At 28.4% G+C, this 19,473-nt stretch carries 18 protein-coding genes; 7 read left to right on the top strand and 11 right to left on the bottom strand.

What is annotated here, in order from left to right:
• Window positions 1–91: 91 nt before the first annotated feature.
• From MHL31_RS06770 to MHL31_RS06755, 4 genes are all read left to right on the top strand, one after another.
• A complete protein-coding gene (locus MHL31_RS06770) occupies window positions 92–1,378 on the top strand; it encodes a citrate synthase (RefSeq protein WP_240228344.1) in 1,287 nt (428 codons plus the stop codon).
• A 79-nt stretch (window positions 1,379–1,457) separates the two neighbouring features.
• Window positions 1,458–2,372, top strand: coding sequence for a dimethylarginine dimethylaminohydrolase family protein (locus MHL31_RS06765; protein WP_240228343.1), 915 nt, complete (start codon window positions 1,458–1,460; stop codon window positions 2,370–2,372).
• Between the two features lie 3 nt (window positions 2,373–2,375).
• Window positions 2,376–3,311, top strand: coding sequence for a citrulline utilization hydrolase CtlX (ctlX, locus tag MHL31_RS06760; RefSeq protein ID WP_240228342.1), 936 nt, complete (start codon window positions 2,376–2,378; stop codon window positions 3,309–3,311).
• Window positions 3,312–3,340: 29 nt separating this feature from the next.
• Window positions 3,341–3,757 carry an Rrf2 family transcriptional regulator gene (locus MHL31_RS06755; protein WP_240228341.1) on the top strand — a complete coding sequence of 139 codons (417 nt, stop codon included), beginning with the start codon at window positions 3,341–3,343 and terminating at the stop codon, window positions 3,755–3,757.
• Window positions 3,758–3,854: 97 nt separating this feature from the next.
• Here MHL31_RS06755 and MHL31_RS06750 read toward each other — a convergent pair whose 3' ends face one another.
• The 6 genes from MHL31_RS06750 to MHL31_RS06725 all read right to left on the bottom strand — a co-directional run bounded on the left by MHL31_RS06750 (window position 3,855) and on the right by MHL31_RS06725 (window position 9,834).
• On the bottom strand, window positions 3,855–4,046 hold the full coding sequence (locus tag MHL31_RS06750) for a hypothetical protein (protein WP_240228340.1): 192 nt from the start codon (window positions 4,044–4,046) through the stop codon (window positions 3,855–3,857).
• 466 nt (window positions 4,047–4,512) lie between these two features.
• Window positions 4,513–6,321 (bottom strand): hypothetical protein, encoded by a 1,809-nt coding sequence (locus MHL31_RS06745; protein WP_240228339.1) that lies wholly within the window; start codon window positions 6,319–6,321, stop codon window positions 4,513–4,515.
• Window positions 6,322–6,529: 208 nt separating this feature from the next.
• Complete coding sequence (locus MHL31_RS06740) at window positions 6,530–7,252, bottom strand: head GIN domain-containing protein (protein WP_240228338.1); 723 nt, start codon at window positions 7,250–7,252, stop codon at window positions 6,530–6,532.
• Window positions 7,253–7,346: 94 nt separating this feature from the next.
• On the bottom strand, window positions 7,347–9,095 hold the full coding sequence (locus tag MHL31_RS06735; RefSeq protein WP_240228336.1) for a PspC domain-containing protein: 1,749 nt from the start codon (window positions 9,093–9,095) through the stop codon (window positions 7,347–7,349).
• A gap of 1 nt (window position 9,096) precedes the next feature.
• Entirely contained in the window at window positions 9,097–9,432 is a 336-nt protein-coding gene (locus MHL31_RS06730) for a PadR family transcriptional regulator (RefSeq protein ID WP_240228334.1), read from the bottom strand.
• A 27-nt stretch (window positions 9,433–9,459) separates the two neighbouring features.
• Window positions 9,460–9,834: a DUF4870 domain-containing protein gene (locus MHL31_RS06725; protein WP_240228332.1), complete on the bottom strand. Its 375-nt coding sequence runs from the start codon at window positions 9,832–9,834 to the stop codon at window positions 9,460–9,462.
• A 152-nt stretch (window positions 9,835–9,986) separates the two neighbouring features.
• On the opposite strand from MHL31_RS06725, the gene MHL31_RS06720 reads away from it, so the two are divergent.
• Complete coding sequence (locus tag MHL31_RS06720; protein ID WP_240228331.1) at window positions 9,987–10,442, top strand: DUF4442 domain-containing protein; 456 nt, start codon at window positions 9,987–9,989, stop codon at window positions 10,440–10,442.
• 27 nt (window positions 10,443–10,469) lie between these two features.
• Here the strand turns inward: MHL31_RS06720 and MHL31_RS06715 are convergent, their stop codons facing one another.
• The 4 genes from MHL31_RS06715 to MHL31_RS06700 all read right to left on the bottom strand — a co-directional run bounded on the left by MHL31_RS06715 (window position 10,470) and on the right by MHL31_RS06700 (window position 13,783).
• Window positions 10,470–11,105, bottom strand: a complete 636-nt coding sequence (locus MHL31_RS06715; RefSeq protein ID WP_240228329.1) for a hypothetical protein — start codon at window positions 11,103–11,105, stop codon at window positions 10,470–10,472.
• Between the two features lie 3 nt (window positions 11,106–11,108).
• On the bottom strand, window positions 11,109–11,603 hold the full coding sequence (locus tag MHL31_RS06710; RefSeq protein ID WP_240228327.1) for an RNA polymerase sigma factor: 495 nt from the start codon (window positions 11,601–11,603) through the stop codon (window positions 11,109–11,111).
• A 129-nt stretch (window positions 11,604–11,732) separates the two neighbouring features.
• A complete protein-coding gene (locus tag MHL31_RS06705) occupies window positions 11,733–12,428 on the bottom strand; it encodes a DUF4369 domain-containing protein (protein WP_240228326.1) in 696 nt (231 codons plus the stop codon).
• Window positions 12,429–12,481: 53 nt separating this feature from the next.
• Complete coding sequence (locus MHL31_RS06700; protein ID WP_240228869.1) at window positions 12,482–13,783, bottom strand: DUF819 domain-containing protein; 1,302 nt, start codon at window positions 13,781–13,783, stop codon at window positions 12,482–12,484.
• 101 nt (window positions 13,784–13,884) lie between these two features.
• On the opposite strand from MHL31_RS06700, the gene MHL31_RS06695 reads away from it, so the two are divergent.
• Together MHL31_RS06695 and MHL31_RS06690 are read left to right on the top strand one after the other, a co-directional pair.
• Complete coding sequence (locus tag MHL31_RS06695; RefSeq protein WP_240228324.1) at window positions 13,885–16,095, top strand: S46 family peptidase; 2,211 nt, start codon at window positions 13,885–13,887, stop codon at window positions 16,093–16,095.
• Window positions 16,096–16,115: 20 nt separating this feature from the next.
• Window positions 16,116–18,293 (top strand): S46 family peptidase, encoded by a 2,178-nt coding sequence (locus MHL31_RS06690; protein ID WP_240228322.1) that lies wholly within the window; start codon window positions 16,116–16,118, stop codon window positions 18,291–18,293.
• An 81-nt stretch (window positions 18,294–18,374) separates the two neighbouring features.
• Here MHL31_RS06690 and MHL31_RS06685 read toward each other — a convergent pair whose 3' ends face one another.
• Window positions 18,375–19,385 carry a glutamine synthetase beta-grasp domain-containing protein gene (locus MHL31_RS06685; protein WP_240228321.1) on the bottom strand — a complete coding sequence of 337 codons (1,011 nt, stop codon included), beginning with the start codon at window positions 19,383–19,385 and terminating at the stop codon, window positions 18,375–18,377.
• Between the last annotated feature and the right edge of the window lie 88 nt (window positions 19,386–19,473).

Raw genomic sequence — 19,473 nt, 5'->3', positions numbered from 1 at the left:
TTATTCAAAATTCTTTTGGAATAGTCTAAAAATTATTAAATTCGCTCATAGTGAAAAAAAGATTACTAACATAATATGATATAAATTAAATATGGCAGAAAAAGCAATTTTAGAAGTAGGAGGTAAAAAGTATGAGTTTCCAATTTTGGAGGGAACAGAAAATGAACTTGCCATTGATATTTCAACTTTAAGAAGTGTTACTAACGGTGTTACAACTATTGATAATGGATTTAAAAATACAAGTTCTTGTGAAAGTGGTGTTACTTTTTTAGATGGTGAAAAAGGAATTTTACGTTACAGAGGCTACTCTATTGAAGAGTTAGCTGAAAAATCAGATTTTTTAGAGGTAGCATATTTGTTAATTTTTGGTGAATTACCTACAAAAGAACAAAATGATAAATTTCATAGAGATATTCAAAAAAATTCTTTAGTAGATACAGATGTTCAAAAGATTTTAGATGGATTTCCTAAGTCAGCTCATCCAATGGGAGTAGTTTCAGCTTTAACGAGTGCATTAACTGCTTTTAATCCAAAAAGTGTAAATGTAGATTCAGAAGAAGAAATGTATAATGCTATAGTTAAAATTTTAGGAAAATTACCTGTTTTAGCTGCTTGGGCTTATAGAAAAGAAGAAGGCTTGCCTTTAGAATATGGAGATAGCTCTTTAGGATATGTAGAAAACTTTCTAAAAATGATGTTTGATTTACCTAATGAAACATATAAGTCAAACCCTGTAATAGTAGATGCCTTAGATAAATTATTAATATTACATGCCGATCACGAACAAAACTGTTCTACATCAACCGTTAGAATTGCAGGTTCATCTCACGCTGGGTTATTTGCATCTATTTCAGCGGGTATTTCAGCTTTATGGGGTAGATTACACGGAGGTGCAAACCAAGCTGTAATTGAAATGTTAGAAGAAATTAAAGCAGATGGAGGTGACTATCAAAAATATATTGAGAAAGCTAAAGATAAAAACGATCCATTTAGATTAATGGGATTTGGGCATAGAGTTTATAAAAACTTTGATCCACGTGCAAATATTATTAAAGTTGCTGCTGATGAAGTTTTAGCAGATTTAGGTATTGATGATCCTGTATTAGATATTGCAAGAGGCTTAGCTAAAGTAGCTTTAGAAGATGAATATTTTAAATCTCGTAATTTATATCCAAATGTAGATTTTTATTCTGGTATTATTTATAGAGCACTCGGAATTCCAATTCCTATGTTTACAGTTATGTTTGCTCTAGGTCGTTTACCAGGTTGGATTGCACAATGGAGAGAAATGCGTTTAAGAAAAGAACCAATTGGAAGACCAAGACAATTATATATTGGCTCTACATTAAGACCATTTATTCCTGAAGATAAAAGATAAAATTTTAATTTTATAAAAAATAAGAAAACCTCATATTAATTATGAGGTTTTCTTATTTTTACGTCAAAATATTTAGAATATGATAAAATTAAATATTCAAGATGAAACTTCACGCCTTAGAGCTGTTATATTAGGAACAGCAAAATCTTGTGGGGAAATCCCAAAAATTGAAGATGCGTACGACCCTAAATCTGTAGAGCATATAAAGTCAGGAACTTATCCTTTAGAAAAAGACATGGTTGCTGAAATGGAATCTTTAAATACAATTTTTGAAAAATACAATGTAGAAGTATTTCGTCCTGAAGTTATTGAAAATTACAACCAAATTTTTTCTAGAGATATTGCTTTTGTTATCGAAGATAAATTGATTAAATCTAATATTTTACCTGATAGGGAGAAAGAAATAGATGCAATTAAATATGTATTAGATACTATAGATCCTTCAAACATTATAGAAACATCTAGTGATGTTCACTTTGAAGGTGGAGATGTTATGCTTTGGGGAAATTATATATTTATTGGAACTTATAAAGGTGAAGATTATGCAGATATAATTACTGCTAGAACAAATATGAAAGGAGTGAATTTTATTAAAGAATTGTTTCCTCATAAAATTGTTAAAGAATTTGAATTGGTAAAATCAAATACTAATGCAAAAAAAAATGCACTTCATTTAGATTGTTGTTTTCAGCCAGTAGGAAAAAGCAAAGCTATTATTCATAAAGAAGGGTTTAAAAATGTAGAAGATTATAATTTTCTAGTAAATTTATTCGGAAAAGAAAATCTTTTTGAAATTTCAGCAGATGAGATGTATCAAATGTTTTCGAATGTTTTTTCAATTTCAAATGAAGTAGTTGTTTCTGAAAAGAATTTTATAAGATTAAATACTTGGTTGCGTACACAAGGTTTTACAGTTGAAGAGGTACCTTATGCAGAAATTTCTAAACAAGAAGGATTATTAAGATGTTCAACAATGCCACTAATAAGAGATTAAGGAATGAGACAAATTACTAACTCAATTTTAATGATTCGCCCGGTTTCATTTAGAATGAATGAACAAACAGCAGTAAATAATTATTATCAAAAAAAACATGATACTATCTCATCAGATGCTATACAGTTAAAGGCACTTCAAGAGTTTAATGAGTTTGTAAGAAAATTGCAATTTATTGGTGTTAATGTTATTGTTGTAGATGATACGCAAGAGGACGATACGCCAGATGCTATTTTCCCAAATAATTGGATTTCTTTTCATCAAAATGGAGATATTGCAGTTTATCCAATGTTTGCATTAAATAGAAGGCTTGAAAGAAGAGAGGATGTTTTTGAAATTCTTGAGGAAAAAGGATTTGTAATAAATGATATAACAGATTATACTTCAGCTGAAGAAGAAGAAGTATTTTTAGAAGGTACAGGAAGTTTGTTGTTAGATAGAGTAAATAAAAAAGCATATTGTGCTTTATCTCCAAGAGCTGATGAAGATTTATTTATTGAATTTTGTGAAGACTTTGAATATACTCCAGTTCCTTTTATAGCTAATCAAACTATTGATAATAAACGCTTACCAATATACCATACAAATGTAATGATGGCTTTGGCCGAATCTTTTGCTATTATTTGTTTAGATAGTATAGATGATAAAAAAGAACGCAAAAATGTACTTAAACATTTAAAAGCTGATGGTAAAGAAGTAATTGCAATTACAGAAGATCAGGTTAATAATTTTGCAGGAAATATGCTACAAGTACTTGGAAATAATGATACAAAATTTATGATAATGTCAAGTTCAGCATACAACTGTTTAACCAAAGTACAGATAGATAAAATTGAAAAATACTGTAAAATTGTGCACAGTTCTTTAAACACAATTGAAATGTGTGGAGGGGGAAGTGCCCGTTGTATGATGGCAGAAGTTTTCCTTCCTAAAAATTAATTATTCATATATAATTTGTACTTTTAGTTATGCTTTCAATGAAAACCAAATATGGCTTAAAAGCTTTAAGTTACCTTTCAAAACAAGAACTTAATGTACCTGTTTTAATCTCTGATATTTCAGAATCGGAGAGTATTTCTAAAAAATTTTTAGAAAGTATTTTACTAACACTTAAAAAAAATGGGATTTTAGCTTCGAAAAAAGGTAAAGGAGGTGGCTATTATTTATTAAAAAGACCAAATGAAATTAAAATCTCAACAATTATTAGAATTTTAGAAGGTCCTATTGCAATGTTACCTTGTGTAAGTTTAAATTATTATGAAAAATGTGACGATTGTACAAGTGAAGATCGTTGTAGTTTAAACAGACTTATGGTACAAGTTAGAGATAGTACTTTAAAAATACTTGAAAATAAAACTCTAGAAGATTTTCATTGTGGATCTTAAAATTATGAAATAATTTTTACCATAAGGACTAGAGTTACATATTTTAAACTATAAAAAAACGATATTTTTAAGTTTTAAAAATATCGTTTTTTTTAATTTAAATAAACAAATTGCAATCCTCGCAATCTTTTATTTCTCCGTAGTAAGTTTCTCTATAACTATGCAATGTTTTTAAAGGTAAACCTAAAAAATATTTTTTAATATAAGTTACGTTTGTAATTAATCTACCCATTTTGGGAGAGTATCTGTTTTCTGTTTTTCTTATCCTTTTTATATATAGTAATTTCATGAATTTGTATTGTTTAACTATTGAAGCTATGGGTTTTTTGAAGATTTTAAAAGTGATGGACTTTTTAGAAATAAGGTGTCTAATTATAAATAATATAAAATGTTAGAATATCAATAATAGATGAGATTCTAAAATAAGAGTGTATTTTTTGAACCTTCTTTATTACAAAAGAATATTCAAAAACAACTAGAACGGGATGTTAACTAAAAAGTAATAATTTAATTTGCAGGTGGAATGAATTTTTCCGATTGATTTCGGAAAACCAAGAAGTTAAAAGTGAAAATTCGATGATTTTTTTCTTGAGTAAGATTTTTCATATTGTACAAATATACAATTTTTTAAGGTTTTTTGCAAAAATAACACAAGTTACCATGTTAATAAAGCATAGGATTTTAAAAATAAAAACGCAACATATTTAAAATGTAAATATATTGCGTTTTCAAAATTTAAAGAATATTAAGTTATTTTAAACAGCTTTAAAAACAGGAATTTTTATTTCAAGTAATTCATTTTTTAGTTGTTCAAGTTCATTTAGTAAATGTTCATTGCTTACCTCAAAATTATTAATTTTAGTTGAAAATAAATTTTGGTAATACGCTATACCATCATTTAAATTGTTTTTAAAGTTTGTTAAATACTTTTCATTTTTTTTAGTGAATGAATCTTGAAATTCATTTACTTTATTTGAAAAATAATCGAGGTACATAGAAAGTTCTTTTATAAAAAAGTGAGGTCTATTAGCAACTGTAACAACATTAGTTTTGCCATAAATATGATTCACTAATTCTTTTAAAGAAAGTTCTTTAGTAAAATATGCAACATTTGGACCTGGGCAGATAGCTACTCCTTGGTTTTCTCCTTTATGAGGTAAATTGTAATTATAAATTGCTGCATTTGCTAAGCCTTCACATAGGCACGTTTTATCGGTAATTAATTTAGATTCTTTCTTAAAACTTGTAGCATCTAAATTTTTATTAGCTAATGCTTCTAGTTGTTCAGATTGGTATTTTCTTGAAGCTGTACAAAGTGGTTTTCCTTTAGCATCTAAACCTAAAGCTAAGAATTTTTTAGGACAAGAACTTCCTGGTTTACCAGCTGCAATTCTGTTATTTTTAATAATATCGTTTGAACTATTTTTTAAGCTATTAAAAGGAACGCCTAATGGAGAAACATTACTTAAAAACAAATCTTTTTCAGTAGCTTTTTTTAATTTATCTATAGATTCAACGTCAACAGTTGTAGCTTCTGGAACTAATAAGAAAGGGGATCCCCATCCAACAGAATCTATATTATAATTATCTAATAAAAACTCTTGTTCTTTAGAATTTCCAACTCCACCTTGAACTGTAATTTCTAAATTTAAAGGAGTTTTAGGTATGTATTTTCCTTTGCTTTCTAAAGCAGTTACTAGAATTTGGTGTACATCAGAGATTAATGTTTCTTTATCCTTTTTAAATTCTTCTAAAATAGGACCTAATAAATAACCTTCTGAAGCAAATGCGTGTCCACCGCAATTTAATCCAGATTCTATTCTGTATTCAGAAACCCAAAGTCCTTTTTTAGCTAAAAATTTACCTTGAATTAAGGCAGATCTATAATCGCTAACTTTTAAAATTATTTTCTTTTTTAAGTACCCATTCTCATCTGGGAAAAAATCGGTGAAATTTTCAAAATAACTATAGAGTCTTGGGTTCATACCTGCAGATAATACAATAGAAGATTCTAAATTACTATTTGCAAAACCTCTTAAAGCTGCATGTGCATCGTTAAATTCAGTAGGTAATTTTTCATTTCCTTTAAAATTAGCTTTGTCTAGCTTTGTCATAATATTAACATCAATATTACCTGGTTTTAGGTTGTTTTGAATCCAATTATGTACTTCTTCTTTTATAGGATTATTTTGAATAGTGTTTACAAAGTTTTGTTTTAGTTCAGAAAAATCAGGTAAAAGATCCATGTATTTTTCAAATTCACTACTCTTAGTTTCAAAAGACTTTTTAAGATTTTCGAATTTATGTTTTACAATTGTATCAACTGTATTTAGATAAGATGTAATACGTTTTGCTCTATAATCTTCAACTTTTGTTGAAATTTCTTTATACGGAAGTTGAAATTTTTTAGAATAATATTCATTCATTTTTTCAATAATTACATCATCTACAATAGAAATTACAGATGAAATACCATATTGGGCAACTTTGATTGGACTATCAAGTGTAAATGCCAACCCCATTACTGGTATATGAAATGAATGCGGATGTTGTTTTTTTTGCATTTTATAATATATTTTGTAATCTATACAATTTAAGGTTAGAACTTTTTAAAAAGAACCTTTTTTGTATAAAAAATTAGCTACAAAAGTACTTATCAGTTTTTTATTAAAAATGATATTTATCATTTTTGAAGCAACTTTAATATATTAATAAAAAAAGCCAGCACACTTAAAGTGAACTGGCTTAACAATTTACTTACATAAATTGGAATTAGCTTCTTGAAACACTACCACCAGAAGAGGTATCTTTGTCTATGTTTGTAGGATTACCGTCATAGTCAATATTACCACCACTACTGGCTTTTGCTGTTAATTTTCCTGATACATTTACATCTATATTTGCTCCACTGCTAGCTTGTGCATATGCATCTACTGTTGTTAATTTATCTGCATCTATAGAACTGCCGCTACTAGCTTCTCCAGCGAACGTTTTAGATTTACCTTCAACTTTAATTGTTGCGCCACTAGAGGTTTCTGTTGTGACATCATCGGCATTTACAAATACTTTAATAGTACTTCCGCTGCTTGCGTCTAGAGTTAAAGATGCTGTTTGTATTGTATTTTCAGTTTTTACTGAAGCACCACTTGATGCTTTAATTTTTTTAATAGCAGCAGTAGTTAAATATACATTTTTGGCTTTTGCTTTGTAGACATTTTTTTCGAAATATATTTTAAGCTGATTGTCTTTTACTTCTGTTTTTAATAATTCTATAATATTTTCATCGGCTTCTACTTTTACTTCAGTTGTATTATCTTGTGTAATAAATAATTGAATGCCTTGTTGTACTTTAATTTCATCAAAATCAGTTTGAATAGTTCTTTCTTCGGAAACTACATTTCTATTGCCTTTAATTCCAGAAAATCCATCTATAAAACAAGATGTTGTTAGAATTAAAATAAATAGCATTGCTGTAAATTTGGTTAATGTTTTCATGGTTTGTTTTTTTAGGTTAGTCAAATTTATATCCATTTTTAATTGAATTATAATTTAGTTTGCTGAACTGTTGATAATACTTGCTGAATTGTAGTTATTCAATTTTTACACCGTTTTCATTGATCTTAATTTCGGCTTTGTTATTACCATCGTTTACTTTAATTTCTACCCCTTTACTATCTATATTTAACTTAAAATTTTCTTCTTCTTTTTTATAATGTCTACCATAAATTGCTGGATCACAGTCTAAACATTCCAAACCATCTTTGGTCATTTTATAGTGATTTTTAGACATATCTCTATCATAAATCTGTTGAACATTATCTACACTATATAAAAATGTTCGAGTTGAACTGTCTAAATAAATTACAGTATTTATAGGAATGTAAACAGTGATAATTATTGATTGGTCTTTAGCTATATTTTTATAATCAGTTAAAAAGTACCCGTTTAATAATAAATTTTGGTTGGTTAAATTAAATTGATATTCAATAGTTTCTGCATTTGAATTTGCAATTTGTCTATTTTTACCTGATGATTCTTTTCTAATTTTAACAAAAGCATTTGATTTATCTGTTGCTTTAATATTCACATTAATTTTGTTAGAGTATAATTTTTTAATATCGTTATCATATACTGTTTCATATGAATATCGTTTTCTAAGTTCGCTATTGGCAGACAGATTTTCATCACCAATCATTTTTACTTTTAGCGTGTCGTTTACAGTAATAGGTAATTCTTCAGTTTGATTATAAACACCATCGTAGGCAGTTTGTGCAGCAAAATTTATTCCTGCAAAACCTAATCCTAAAAGTGAGATTATCCAAACACCTAATAGCGATAATTTTGTTGTTGTAGTAAAAGATTTTATGTTATTAGACAGAATTTTTAATCCTAACATAAAAAGTACTACAAATGGAACAGCTACAACAATAAAAGAAAAACTTATTAGCAACCAGGCAGGTAAAATTGAATCGTAAAAAAATGGTTGTTGGTTTATAAAACCATCTCCAAAATCTAATATTTGAAAACTACCTAAAGAAAGTGCACCTATTATAAGTAGTATTAAAGTTACCGATGCAATAAGTATTAAAAGAGCGCCAATAAATTTTCCGAAAATTTTAAAGAATGTAATTAAAATAGAGCCTAAAGTATCAATAATTTCTTGAATACCAGATTTAGCTTTTGTACCAACGTTTTTTTTAAATTCAGAGTTTTTTACTTTTTCAGTTACATCATTTACGCCATCTTTTACTCGAGTAGATACATCTTGAAATTCTTCTCTAATTTTTTTTTCTATATTACTAATGTTAACAGGTTCGCCTTTCATTTGTAATTTTTCAGCTGTTGTTTCAGCTAGAGGTATTAAAATCCAAAGTAATGGATAAATTAAAAATCCTATACCAAAACCAAATACTAGAATTAACCAAATAATACGCATCCATATGGTATCCATTCCAAAATAATGAGCTAAACCAGCGCAAACACCTCCTAAGAATTTATCATCTGCATCTCTAAATAATTTTTTTGAAGTAGTTTTAGATTTGTAATTAGGGATGTCTTCAAATATTTCTTCGTCAACTAAATAATCTTCAGGTTTTCCCATTATTTTAGTAACTTCATCAATGTCGTTTTCATTAACAACTTGACGAACATCTTTAATTCTTTCAGAAAGTAATTCACCAATTCTATGTTCAATATCATTTAAAATTTCATCTCTTCCTTGTGGATCGTCACTTAAAGATCTTCTAATAGCATCTAAATAAAGCTTCAATTTTTGATAAGCTAATTCATCAATATGAAAGAAGATACCTCCTAAATTTATATTTATTGTTTTGTTCATTTTAAGTTGGTTTATTGGTAGTTACTAAGTTTACGGCTTCTACAAGAGCACTCCAAGTTGTATTTAATTCTGTTAAAAATAATTTTCCTGTTTCTGTTAATGCATAATATTTTCTTGGTGGTCCAGATGTTGATTCTTCCCATCTATAACTGAGTAAACCAGCATTTTTTAATCTAGTTAATAAAGGATAAATAGTTCCTTCTACTACTAGTAGTTTAGCATCTTTTAATTGCGATAAAATTTCGGAAGTATAAGCATCTCCATGTTGTAAAATAGATAAGATGCAGAATTCTAAAACTCCTTTTCGCATTTGTGCTTTTGTGTTTTCTATCTTCATTTGTTAAGATTTTTTAAAAGCCTATTGTTATTTTATAAATTCTATAGTAAAAGGGTAGTGGTATTGCTCACCGTTGTTAGCTCTTATACTGGCAGAAATTATTAAAATAAATTTTAAAATTACAGCAGGTAATATTCCTAAAAGTATTGCTATTAGTCCTAGACCTAAAGTAAAGATGGCAATTGGTATTATTAATATTGCTAATAAAAAACCATACACAATTAGGCTAAGTTGAAAGTTTACGGCAGATTTACCATGTGCATCAATATATGAGCTTTCATTTTTTTTAGCAGCCCATAAAACAAGTGGAGCAATAATATTTCCAAATGGAAAAACCCAACCAGCAAAACCGCTTAAATGTGTTATTGCACTATAATTTTTATCATTTTTTGTAACTATCATTTTGATCTTTATTAGTTTCTTATGCAAATATATATATAAAAGATAGTAGTATGCAACACATAGTACTGTATTTTAACATTTCTTTAACAAAAAGTAGCTTATTGGTCTTAATTTTTTTTAACTATCTTGTTTTAAAATTAATACATACTAATATGGAAATAACTGTAAAAAAAATGAATCGATTTTTAATGTTTAAATTACCATCGGCTTTTTTATGTGGGGTAAGGTTAAAAGAGCTAGAGAATGAAGAGTCAGTTGTTACAGTTACACATAAATGGATAAATCAAAATCCATTTAAATCTATGTATTTTGCAGTACAATCTATGGCTGCAGAACTTTCTACTGGTGCATTGGTAATAAAAAAAATACAAGAATGTGGTAAGCCTATTTCTATGTTAGTAACAAACCATAATGGTAAATTTACAAAAAAAGCTGTTGGTAAAATTAGGTTTATTTGTAGCGATGGAAATTCAATTAACAAAGTTTTAAAGCAAACTATTGAAACAGGAGAAGGTCAAACAATTATTATGAAATCTATTGGAATTAATGAAGATGGAGAACAGGTTTCAGCATATGAATTTGAATGGAGTGTTAAGTTAAAAGGTTAATATAAACACTAATTTTATTAAAAATTACTAATTTAAACTTTTTAATTCTTTATAATTCTTAGTTAATTTTTTTAGTAAAATTCCATAGATAATTTTATAATATAACCATAAAAGTCCAATAATAATAAATGCAGCTACCACTTGAGAAATCAACATAATAGTTAAAAACATGTTTTGGTCTACTGTAGAGTTATTAGGGGTAAGTGTTTCTAGCATAATATCTGGATTTGAAAACATTATTATATTAACAATTACAGATAATAATACGTATAAAATTAAATTATAATATACATAGTAATTTACAGTTTTACGTGTTTTAATTATACTTTGCATTAGTTTATTGGTGTTTTCTACAACAGAAATGGCTTTATAATTTTTATAAAACAAATAAATAAATATTAGTACAACTATATAGTGTAAGCCTTGTGTTACATATAAGAAATTTTTGATATGAAATTTTTCATAAATTTCTAAATAACTTTCAGGAATAAGGAAGTTTAGCAAGTTCCAAAATATAAGTTCTGCTATGCATATAATTAAAATCCACTTTACAACAGAAGAGGATTTTTTATGAATTATCTTATAAATTTCATTATATGATAATTTAGGAAATTTAGCATCCTGCTTTTTCCAGTCTTTTTTTAATAATTCTAATTCATCCATAATCTACGGATTTAATATGGTTTTTAACCGTGTTTTAATTCTATTCATCTTCACTCTTGCATTAACCTCAGAAATACCAATTGTTTCAGATATTTCTTTATAATTTTTATCTTCTAAATATAAGAATATGAGTGCTTTATCAATGTCTGACAGCTGGTGTATTGCTTTGTACATTAATTTTAATTGCTCTTCCTCAGTGTTATCATAATCTGTAGCTTTAATTTTGTGTAAAACAGTATCAAAGTCTTGAGTTTTTATAGTTCTTTTAGATTTTCTATACAGTGTAATTGCTGTATTTAATCCAATTCTATACATCCAAGTACTTAATTTAGAATCGCCTCTAAACTTTGGATATGCCTTCCAAAGCTGAATTGTAATTTCTTGAAACAAATCATTATGCGCTTCTTGATTGTTTGTATAAATGCTACATACTTTATGAATTATTTTCTGATGTTCTTGAAATTCAGAAATAAATTTATGTTCTTGTTCTTTATTCACAAGTTTGGTTTAGTTTCAGGTTATTAGTAGTACTTTATATTAAAAAGTTACAATTTATTATAAAAAAAAGAAGCTAATTAAATTAAAATTTAATTAGCCTCCTCTTTTAAATATTATTTTTCAGAAAGATTATTCATTTTCTTTTATTTCAGAAATAAATTTATCTAATTCTAATCCATATTTAGAAGATTTTATTTCTGTACTTAATGTTTTATTTACAGTATCTAACAATTTAAAATTAGCATTGTATAATTCTGTTAATGCAATATACGGAGCAATTTCTTTATCGTTGTTTTGTAGAGCAAAATTGGTAGTGTATAAGTATCTACGTTTTATTAAGTTTTTTTCTTCATTTTCAATTTTTATTAATAAAGAGTCATTTTCATCTTTTAAAGCTTCAAATTTATCTTTATAAAAATCTAATTCTTTTCCTCTAAATTGTTGAATTATTGATTTATATTCATCTAATAATTCTTGATTTTTAGAGCCTGAAATTTTAGCTGATAGTAGTAGTTTTTCTAATTTAGAAGTAATTGTAATAGTACCTTTTTCTCCAAAGAATTGTATTTTTTCATCTTCTTTTTTATCGAGCGTTAAATAATACATTTCAGGAGATGTTATATCATCAGCTAGCACAAAGTTGCTAACTCCATTAATGTTAACAGAATCTACAGCTACTAATAGTGTATCTACAAATTTTTGTAAATAAACAGTTCCTTTTTTTAAACCATCTATGTTTCCATTTACTATCATATTTCCGCTTTTATTCTTTTCACAAGAAATAAAAAGGCTTACCAATACAATACAACAAACTAATTTTTTCATTTAATTATTTTTAAGGCAACAAATATCTAATTTTTATTTGAATTTTAATAAAATTAAGGCGCTACAATTCTCATTAATTCAGCAGTAAGCATTGCACCATAAGTTCCAACAACATAACCAAACACTGCCAATAAAACACCTACTGTTGCTAATGAAGGGTGAAAGGCAGCTGCTACAACAGGAGCAGAGGCTGCACCACCAACATTTGCTTTACTACCAACTGCTAAAAAGAAATATGGAGCTCTAATAATTTTAGCCATAGCTATTAATAAGAATACATGAAAAGCCATCCATATAAGTCCTACTACAATTAAACCAGGATTATCTAAAATTTGTGTTAAATCCATTTTCATTCCAATAGTAGCTACTAATATATATATAAATACACTTCCAATTTTACTGGCTCCAGCTCCTTCATATTGTTTTAATTTTGTGAAAGATAAAAGTATTCCTAAAGCTGTAGCAATTGTAATCATCCAGAAAAATTGAGACCCAAAAGAAGACATTGCAGAAGTTTTATCTCTAACAGATTCAAAATTAGTACTTAAAAAATTAGACATTGAATTTGCTCCCCAATGCGATGCACCAACAACAACAAAAGCAATTCCTAAAATAACCATAAAATCAGCCAAAGAAGGTGTTCTACTTATTTTAGAGGCATAACTAGAAACCTTATCTTTTAAAGTTTCAATAGCTGAAGTATCTGCTTTTAACCATTTGTCAATTTTGTCAGATTTACCAATACCTAGTAATAAAATTGCCATCCAAATATTTGCAACAACAATATCAACAATAACAAAGCTAGCATAATTTTTAGTGTTAAAATGGTAAATTTCTAACATTGCTGCTTGGTTTGCTCCACCACCAATCCAACTACCTGCTAAGGTAGCTAAACCTCTCCAAACTGCATCTGGTCCGGCACCACCTACAGTTTCAGGGGAAACTAACGATACTAATAAAATAGCAATTGGACCGCCAATTATAATTCCAGCTGTTCCGGTAAGAAACATAATTAACGCCTTTGGACCTAAATTAAATACGGCCTTTAAATCTATACTCAAAGTCATTAAAACCAATGCAGCTGGTAATAAAAATCTACTTGCTACATAATATAATTGAGAGCTATGCTTAGTTATTTCACCAGTTTCATTAACTGTTTGCCATTCAGGTGAAATTATACCTGTTGTAGTAAAAAATGCAGGTAGCATATATGCCATTAATAAGGCAGGTATAAATTTATAAAACTTTTTCCAAAATTTGTTTTCACTAGAAGATGTAAAAAAAACAAAACCAAGAGTTAGCATTAAAATTCCAAAAACAATTGTGTCTTGTGTAAAAAAGGGTGTAGTATCCATATATAAAATTTCAATTTCGGCTAATTTAACACTTTTTGTGAGTTTATTCATAAAAAATGAATATTTGGTTTGTTATATTTGTGCAAATAAAATTTAACCAAATGAAATATATAAAACTCTATTTTTTATTAGCTTTATTAATAGTTTCTTGTAAAACAGTTCAAGAAACTACGGAATCTGAAATTAGTAAAGTTTCAAGTGAAACTGTTGTTGATACTCGTGAAATACAAGGAGGAATGTGGATTCCTTCACTATTAGAAGGTGTTAACGAGACTGAAATGCAATTATTAGGTAGTAAGTTAACTGCTAAAGATATTTATGATGTAAATAATTCAAGTTTAAAAGATGCCATTGTTCATTTTAATGGGGGATGTACTTCTGAAATTATTTCGCCAAACGGACTACTATTAACAAATCATCATTGTGGTTACGGAGCAATACAATCGCATTCTTCTGTAGAACATGATTATTTGAAAAATGGATTTTGGGCAAAAAGTTACGATGAAGAATTAGCTAACCCAAGTATGTCTGTTACTTTTATTAAAAGAATTGATGATGTTACCGAAGCTGTTTTTGCTGGTGTTACTAGCGATATGGATGAAGCTTCTAAAATGAAATTAATCAATCAGAATATTTTAAAAGTAAATAAAACAGTTCAAAAAGAAGCTTGGCAAGACTCAAATGTAAAAGCATTTTACAAAGGAAATCAATATTTATTATTTGTAACCGAAGAATTTAAAGATGTTCGTATGGTTGGTGCACCGCCTTCATCAATTGGTAAATTTGGTGCAGATACAGATAACTGGATGTGGCCTCGCCATACTGGAGATTTTTCGTTGTTTAGAATTTATGCAGATGCAAATAATAGACCCGCAGCATATTCAGAAGATAATGTGCCTTATAAACCAAATCATTACCTTCCAATATCTTTAGATGGTGTTGAAGAAGGAGATTTTACTTTAGTTTTTGGTTTTCCAGGAAGCACTAACGAATATTTACCAGCAGTTGCAGTAGATCAAATTGTTAATGTTTTAAATCCTGCAAAAATAGAAATACGTGAAAATGCATTAAAAGTTATAGACACGTATATGCGTACAGATCCTGCAATAAAAATTAAATATGCTTCAAAATATGCTTCAACAGCAAATTATTGGAAAAAATGGATAGGTGAAAATCAAGGGATTGAAAAATCTAAAGCAATTGAGAAAAAAAGAGCATTAGAAACAGAATTTTCAAAAATTGTTGAAGCTAAAGATTTAGAAAACTATACTACTTTGTTATCTGATTTTGAAAAATTATATAAAGAAATTGAAAACGTTTCTTTAGCACGTGATTATTGGATGGAAGTTGCTTATAGAAATGTGGAGTTATTAGGAATAACTTTTAGAGCTTTTCAGGTAGAGCAAGCTTACTTAAGAGGAGGTGAACAAGGTTTTGAAAATGCCAAAAATATAATTTTAAAAAGGTTAGAAGGTACTTACAAAAATTACAGTCCGGTTGTTGATAAACCAGTTTTTGAAAAATTAGTAGCATTGTATGCTGAAAAATCTCCAAAAGCATACAGTCCATCAAATTTAGAAGGCGTTAATTTTTCAGAATTGGCAAATACCATATATTCAACTTCAAAGTTAATTACTTTAGAAGAAGCTAAACAATTGTTTTCAGGATCTGCTGAAGAGGTCATAAAAAAATTAAATGAAGATGCAGCTTATAAATTTGGAAAAGAATTCCACGCTACTTTTTTCAATAAAATTGAACCTAAATTTCAACAATTAAATCAAGAGTTAGCAGCAGTTCAAAAACAATATATGAAAGGCTTAATGGAAGTTTTTCCAAATAAACGCTTTTTCCCAGATGCAAATAGTACATTACGCGTAACTTACGGCCAAGTAAGTGGTTACGAGCCTAGAGATGGTGTTTACTATAATACAACAACTTATTTAGAGGGTGTTATGGAAAAATTTGTACCTAACGATTATGAATTTGATGTTCCTCAAAAATTACAAGATTTATACGATGCTAAAGATTTCGGTATTTATGCTGAAAATGGAAAAATGCCAGTAAATTTTATTGGAACTAATCATACTACAGGAGGTAATTCTGGAAGTCCAGCAATTGATGCAAATGGAAATTTAATCGGATTAAACTTCGATAGAGTTTGGGAAGGAACTATGAGCGATTATAATTATGATGCTGATATTTGTAGAAATATAATGGTAGATATCCGTTACGTGTTATTTATTGTTGATAAATATGCAGGTGCCAAAAACTTAATTGAGGAAATGACATTAGTACATCCAAAACAACAATAAATTAAAAAACAATTAAATAAATGAAAAATATTAAATTTTATGTTTTAATAGCGATAGCTTTTATATCGTTAAATTCAGTTGCGCAAGTATCAAAAGAAGTTGATACCCGAGAAATACAAGGAGGAATGTGGATTCCTTCATTATTAGAAGGGATGAATGCCGATGAGATGGCACAATTAGGAATGAAAATGTCTGTAAAAGATATTTACGATGTTAATAATTCTAGTTTAAAAGATGCAATTGCTCATTTTGGAGGAGGTTGTACTTCAGAAATTATTTCACCTAACGGTTTATTATTAACAAATCACCACTGTGGCTACGGGGTAATCCAATCGCATTCATCTGTTGAAAATGATTATTTAAAAGATGGATTTTGGGCAATGAATTACAGTGAAGAATTGCCAAACGAAAGTTTAACAGCCACCTTTATTAAAAGGATTGATGATGTAACTGACGCAGTTTTTGTTGGAGTAACTGATACTATGGATGAGGCTGAAAAAATGAAAATTATTAACCAAAATATTTTAAAAGTTAATAAAGAAGTTGAAAAAGAAGATTGGCAAGAATCTTATGTAAGATCCTTTTTTAAAGGAAATCAATATTTATTATTTGTAACAGAAGTATTTACAGATGTTCGTTTGGTTGGAGCACCTCCAACATCAATTGGTAAATTTGGTGCAGATACAGATAATTGGATGTGGCCTCGCCATACAGGAGATTTTTCATTGTTTAGAGTATATGCCGATGCTAATAATAGACCCGCAGCATATTCAAAAGACAATGTTCCTTACAATCCAAATCATTACTTACCAATATCTTTAGATGGTGTAGAAGAAAATGATTTTACTTTAGTTTTTGGTTTTCCTGGAAGAACTAACGAGTATTTACCAGCAATTGGTGTAGACCAAATTGTTAATGTATTAAATCCTGCTAAAATTGAAATTAGAGAAAATGCTTTAAAAATTGTTGATTCTTATATGAGAAAAGATGATGCAATTAAAATTAAATATGCATCTAAATTTGCTTCAATAGCTAATTATTGGAAAAAATGGATAGGAGAAAGTCAAGGGATCAATCAAACAAATGCTATTGCTAAAAAACAAGAATTAGAAAAAGAATTTTCAAAAATTGTTGAAGCTAAAGATCTTGTAGGTTATAAAACATTACTGTCAGATTTTGAAAAACTTTATAAAGAAATTGAAAGTGTTTCTTTAGCACGCGATTATTGGATTGAAACTGCTTATAGAAATGTAGAATTGTTAGGTGTAACTTTTAATGCTTTTCAATTAGAACAAGTGTATTTAAGAGGTGGTGAAGCAGCTTTTTCAAGTAGAAGAGATGCAGTTTTAAGTAGTTTAGAAGGTAAATTTAAAAATTATAGTGTGGAGGTTGATAAACCTGTATTTGAAAAATTGGTGAAATTATATGCCGATAAATCTCCTAAAGAATTTTTGCCACCTAATATGGTAAATGTGGATTTTACTGCGTTAACAAATCAAATTTATTCAAGTTCTAAATTAACATCGTTAGAAGGTGTTACGGAATTATTATCTGGTTCTGCAGAAGAGGTTATTAAAAAATTAAACGAAGATAAAGCATACCAGTTTGGAAAAGAATTACACACAGTTTTTTATACTAAAATTGAACCTAAATTTCAACAGTTAAATTTAGAAATTGAAGCAGTTCAAAAAAAATATATGAAGGCTTTAATGGAAGTATTTCCTAACAAACGTTTTTTCCCAGATGCAAATAGTACTTTAAGGGTTAATTATGGTTTAGTTCAAGGTTATAGTCCTAAAGATGGTGTTACTTATACCACTCAAACCTTTTTAAAAGGTGTAATGGAAAAATATAAGCCAGGTGATTATGAATTTGATGTGCCTCAAAAACTACAGGATTTATACAATACTAAAGATTATGGTCAGTATGGCGAAAATGGTAAAATGCCGGTAAATCTTTTATCTACAAACCATATGACAGGAGGAAATTCAGGAAGCCCTGTTGTAGATGCTAATGGAAACTTAATTGGGTTGGCTTTTGATACTACTTGGGAAGGAACTATGAGTGATTTATATTTTGATGCAGATATTGTAAGAAGTATTATGGTAGATATACGTTATGTATTATTTATAATAGATAAATATGCTGGAGCTACAAATTTAATTGAAGAATTAAAGATTGTACATCCTAAAAAATAATAACTATACTAAAAGTTATTGCACAAAAAAGGCTGTTTAAAATTTTAAACAGCCTTTTTTTATAGATAAAAATTAAATAAATTAAATTTTAGCAGCTTTAACAGTTTTAATAATTATTGATGCTACTTTGTATGGATCAGCATTTGAAGCAGGTCTTCTATCTTCTAACCAACCTTTCCAGCCTTTTTCAACAGTAATAATAGGAATTCTAATTGAAGCTCCTCTATCTGATACTCCATAAGAGAAATCGGTAATAGATGCAGTTTCGTGCAGTCCAGTTAAACGTTCTTCGTTAAAAGCACCATAAACATCAATATGGTTATCAGTTACAGGTCTAAACGCTTCACAAATTTTTTCATAAGTTTCTTTAGAACCACAAGTTCTTAGTGTAGTGTTAGAAAAGTTTGCATGCATACCAGAACCATTCCAGTCACCTTTTACAGGTTTTGGGTGTAATTCTATATAATAGTTATATTTTTCAGTTAATCTGTTTAATAAGTAACGTGCTATCCAGATTTCATCTCCAGCTTTTTTTGCACTTTTTGCAAAGCATTGAAATTCCCATTGACCAGGAGCTACCTCTTGGTTAATACCTTCAAAGTTTAAACCAGCATCTATACATAAATCTGCGTGTTCTTCAACAAAATCTCTACCCCAAGTATATCTACCACCAACTGAACAGTAGTATTTACCTTGTGGTCCAGGGAATCCACCACGAGGGAATCCTAATGGTAAATCTGTTTTTGAGTCCATTAAGAAATATTCTTGCTCAAAACCAAACCAGAAGTCATCATTATCATCATCAATAGTTGAACGGTGATTAGAAGGGTGTGGAGTTCCATCAGCATTTAATACTTCACACATTACTAAATATCCATTGCGTCTTGCAGGGTCTGGATAAATAGCTACAGGTTTTAATAAACAATCTGAAGAACCACCTTCTGCTTGTTCTGTAGACGAACCATCAAAAGACCAAATATCACAGTCCTCTAATTTTCCGCTGAAATCATCTTCAATTTTAGTTTTACTTCTTAATTCTTGAGTTGGTTGATGACCATCTAACCAAATGTACTCTAATTTTGTTTTGCTCATATAAGTTAAATTATTATTTTTAAATCAAATAAATATCAGCAAATTTAAATATTTATACTCATATTACTGTAATAATAGGGGGTAAAAT

The sequence above is a fragment of the Lutibacter sp. A80 genome, from assembly GCF_022429645.1.
Classification (GTDB): Bacteria; Bacteroidota; Bacteroidia; order Flavobacteriales; family Flavobacteriaceae; genus Lutibacter.
Note: the sequence above shows the minus strand (reverse complement) of the source record. Positions and strands in the feature narration are given on the sequence as shown.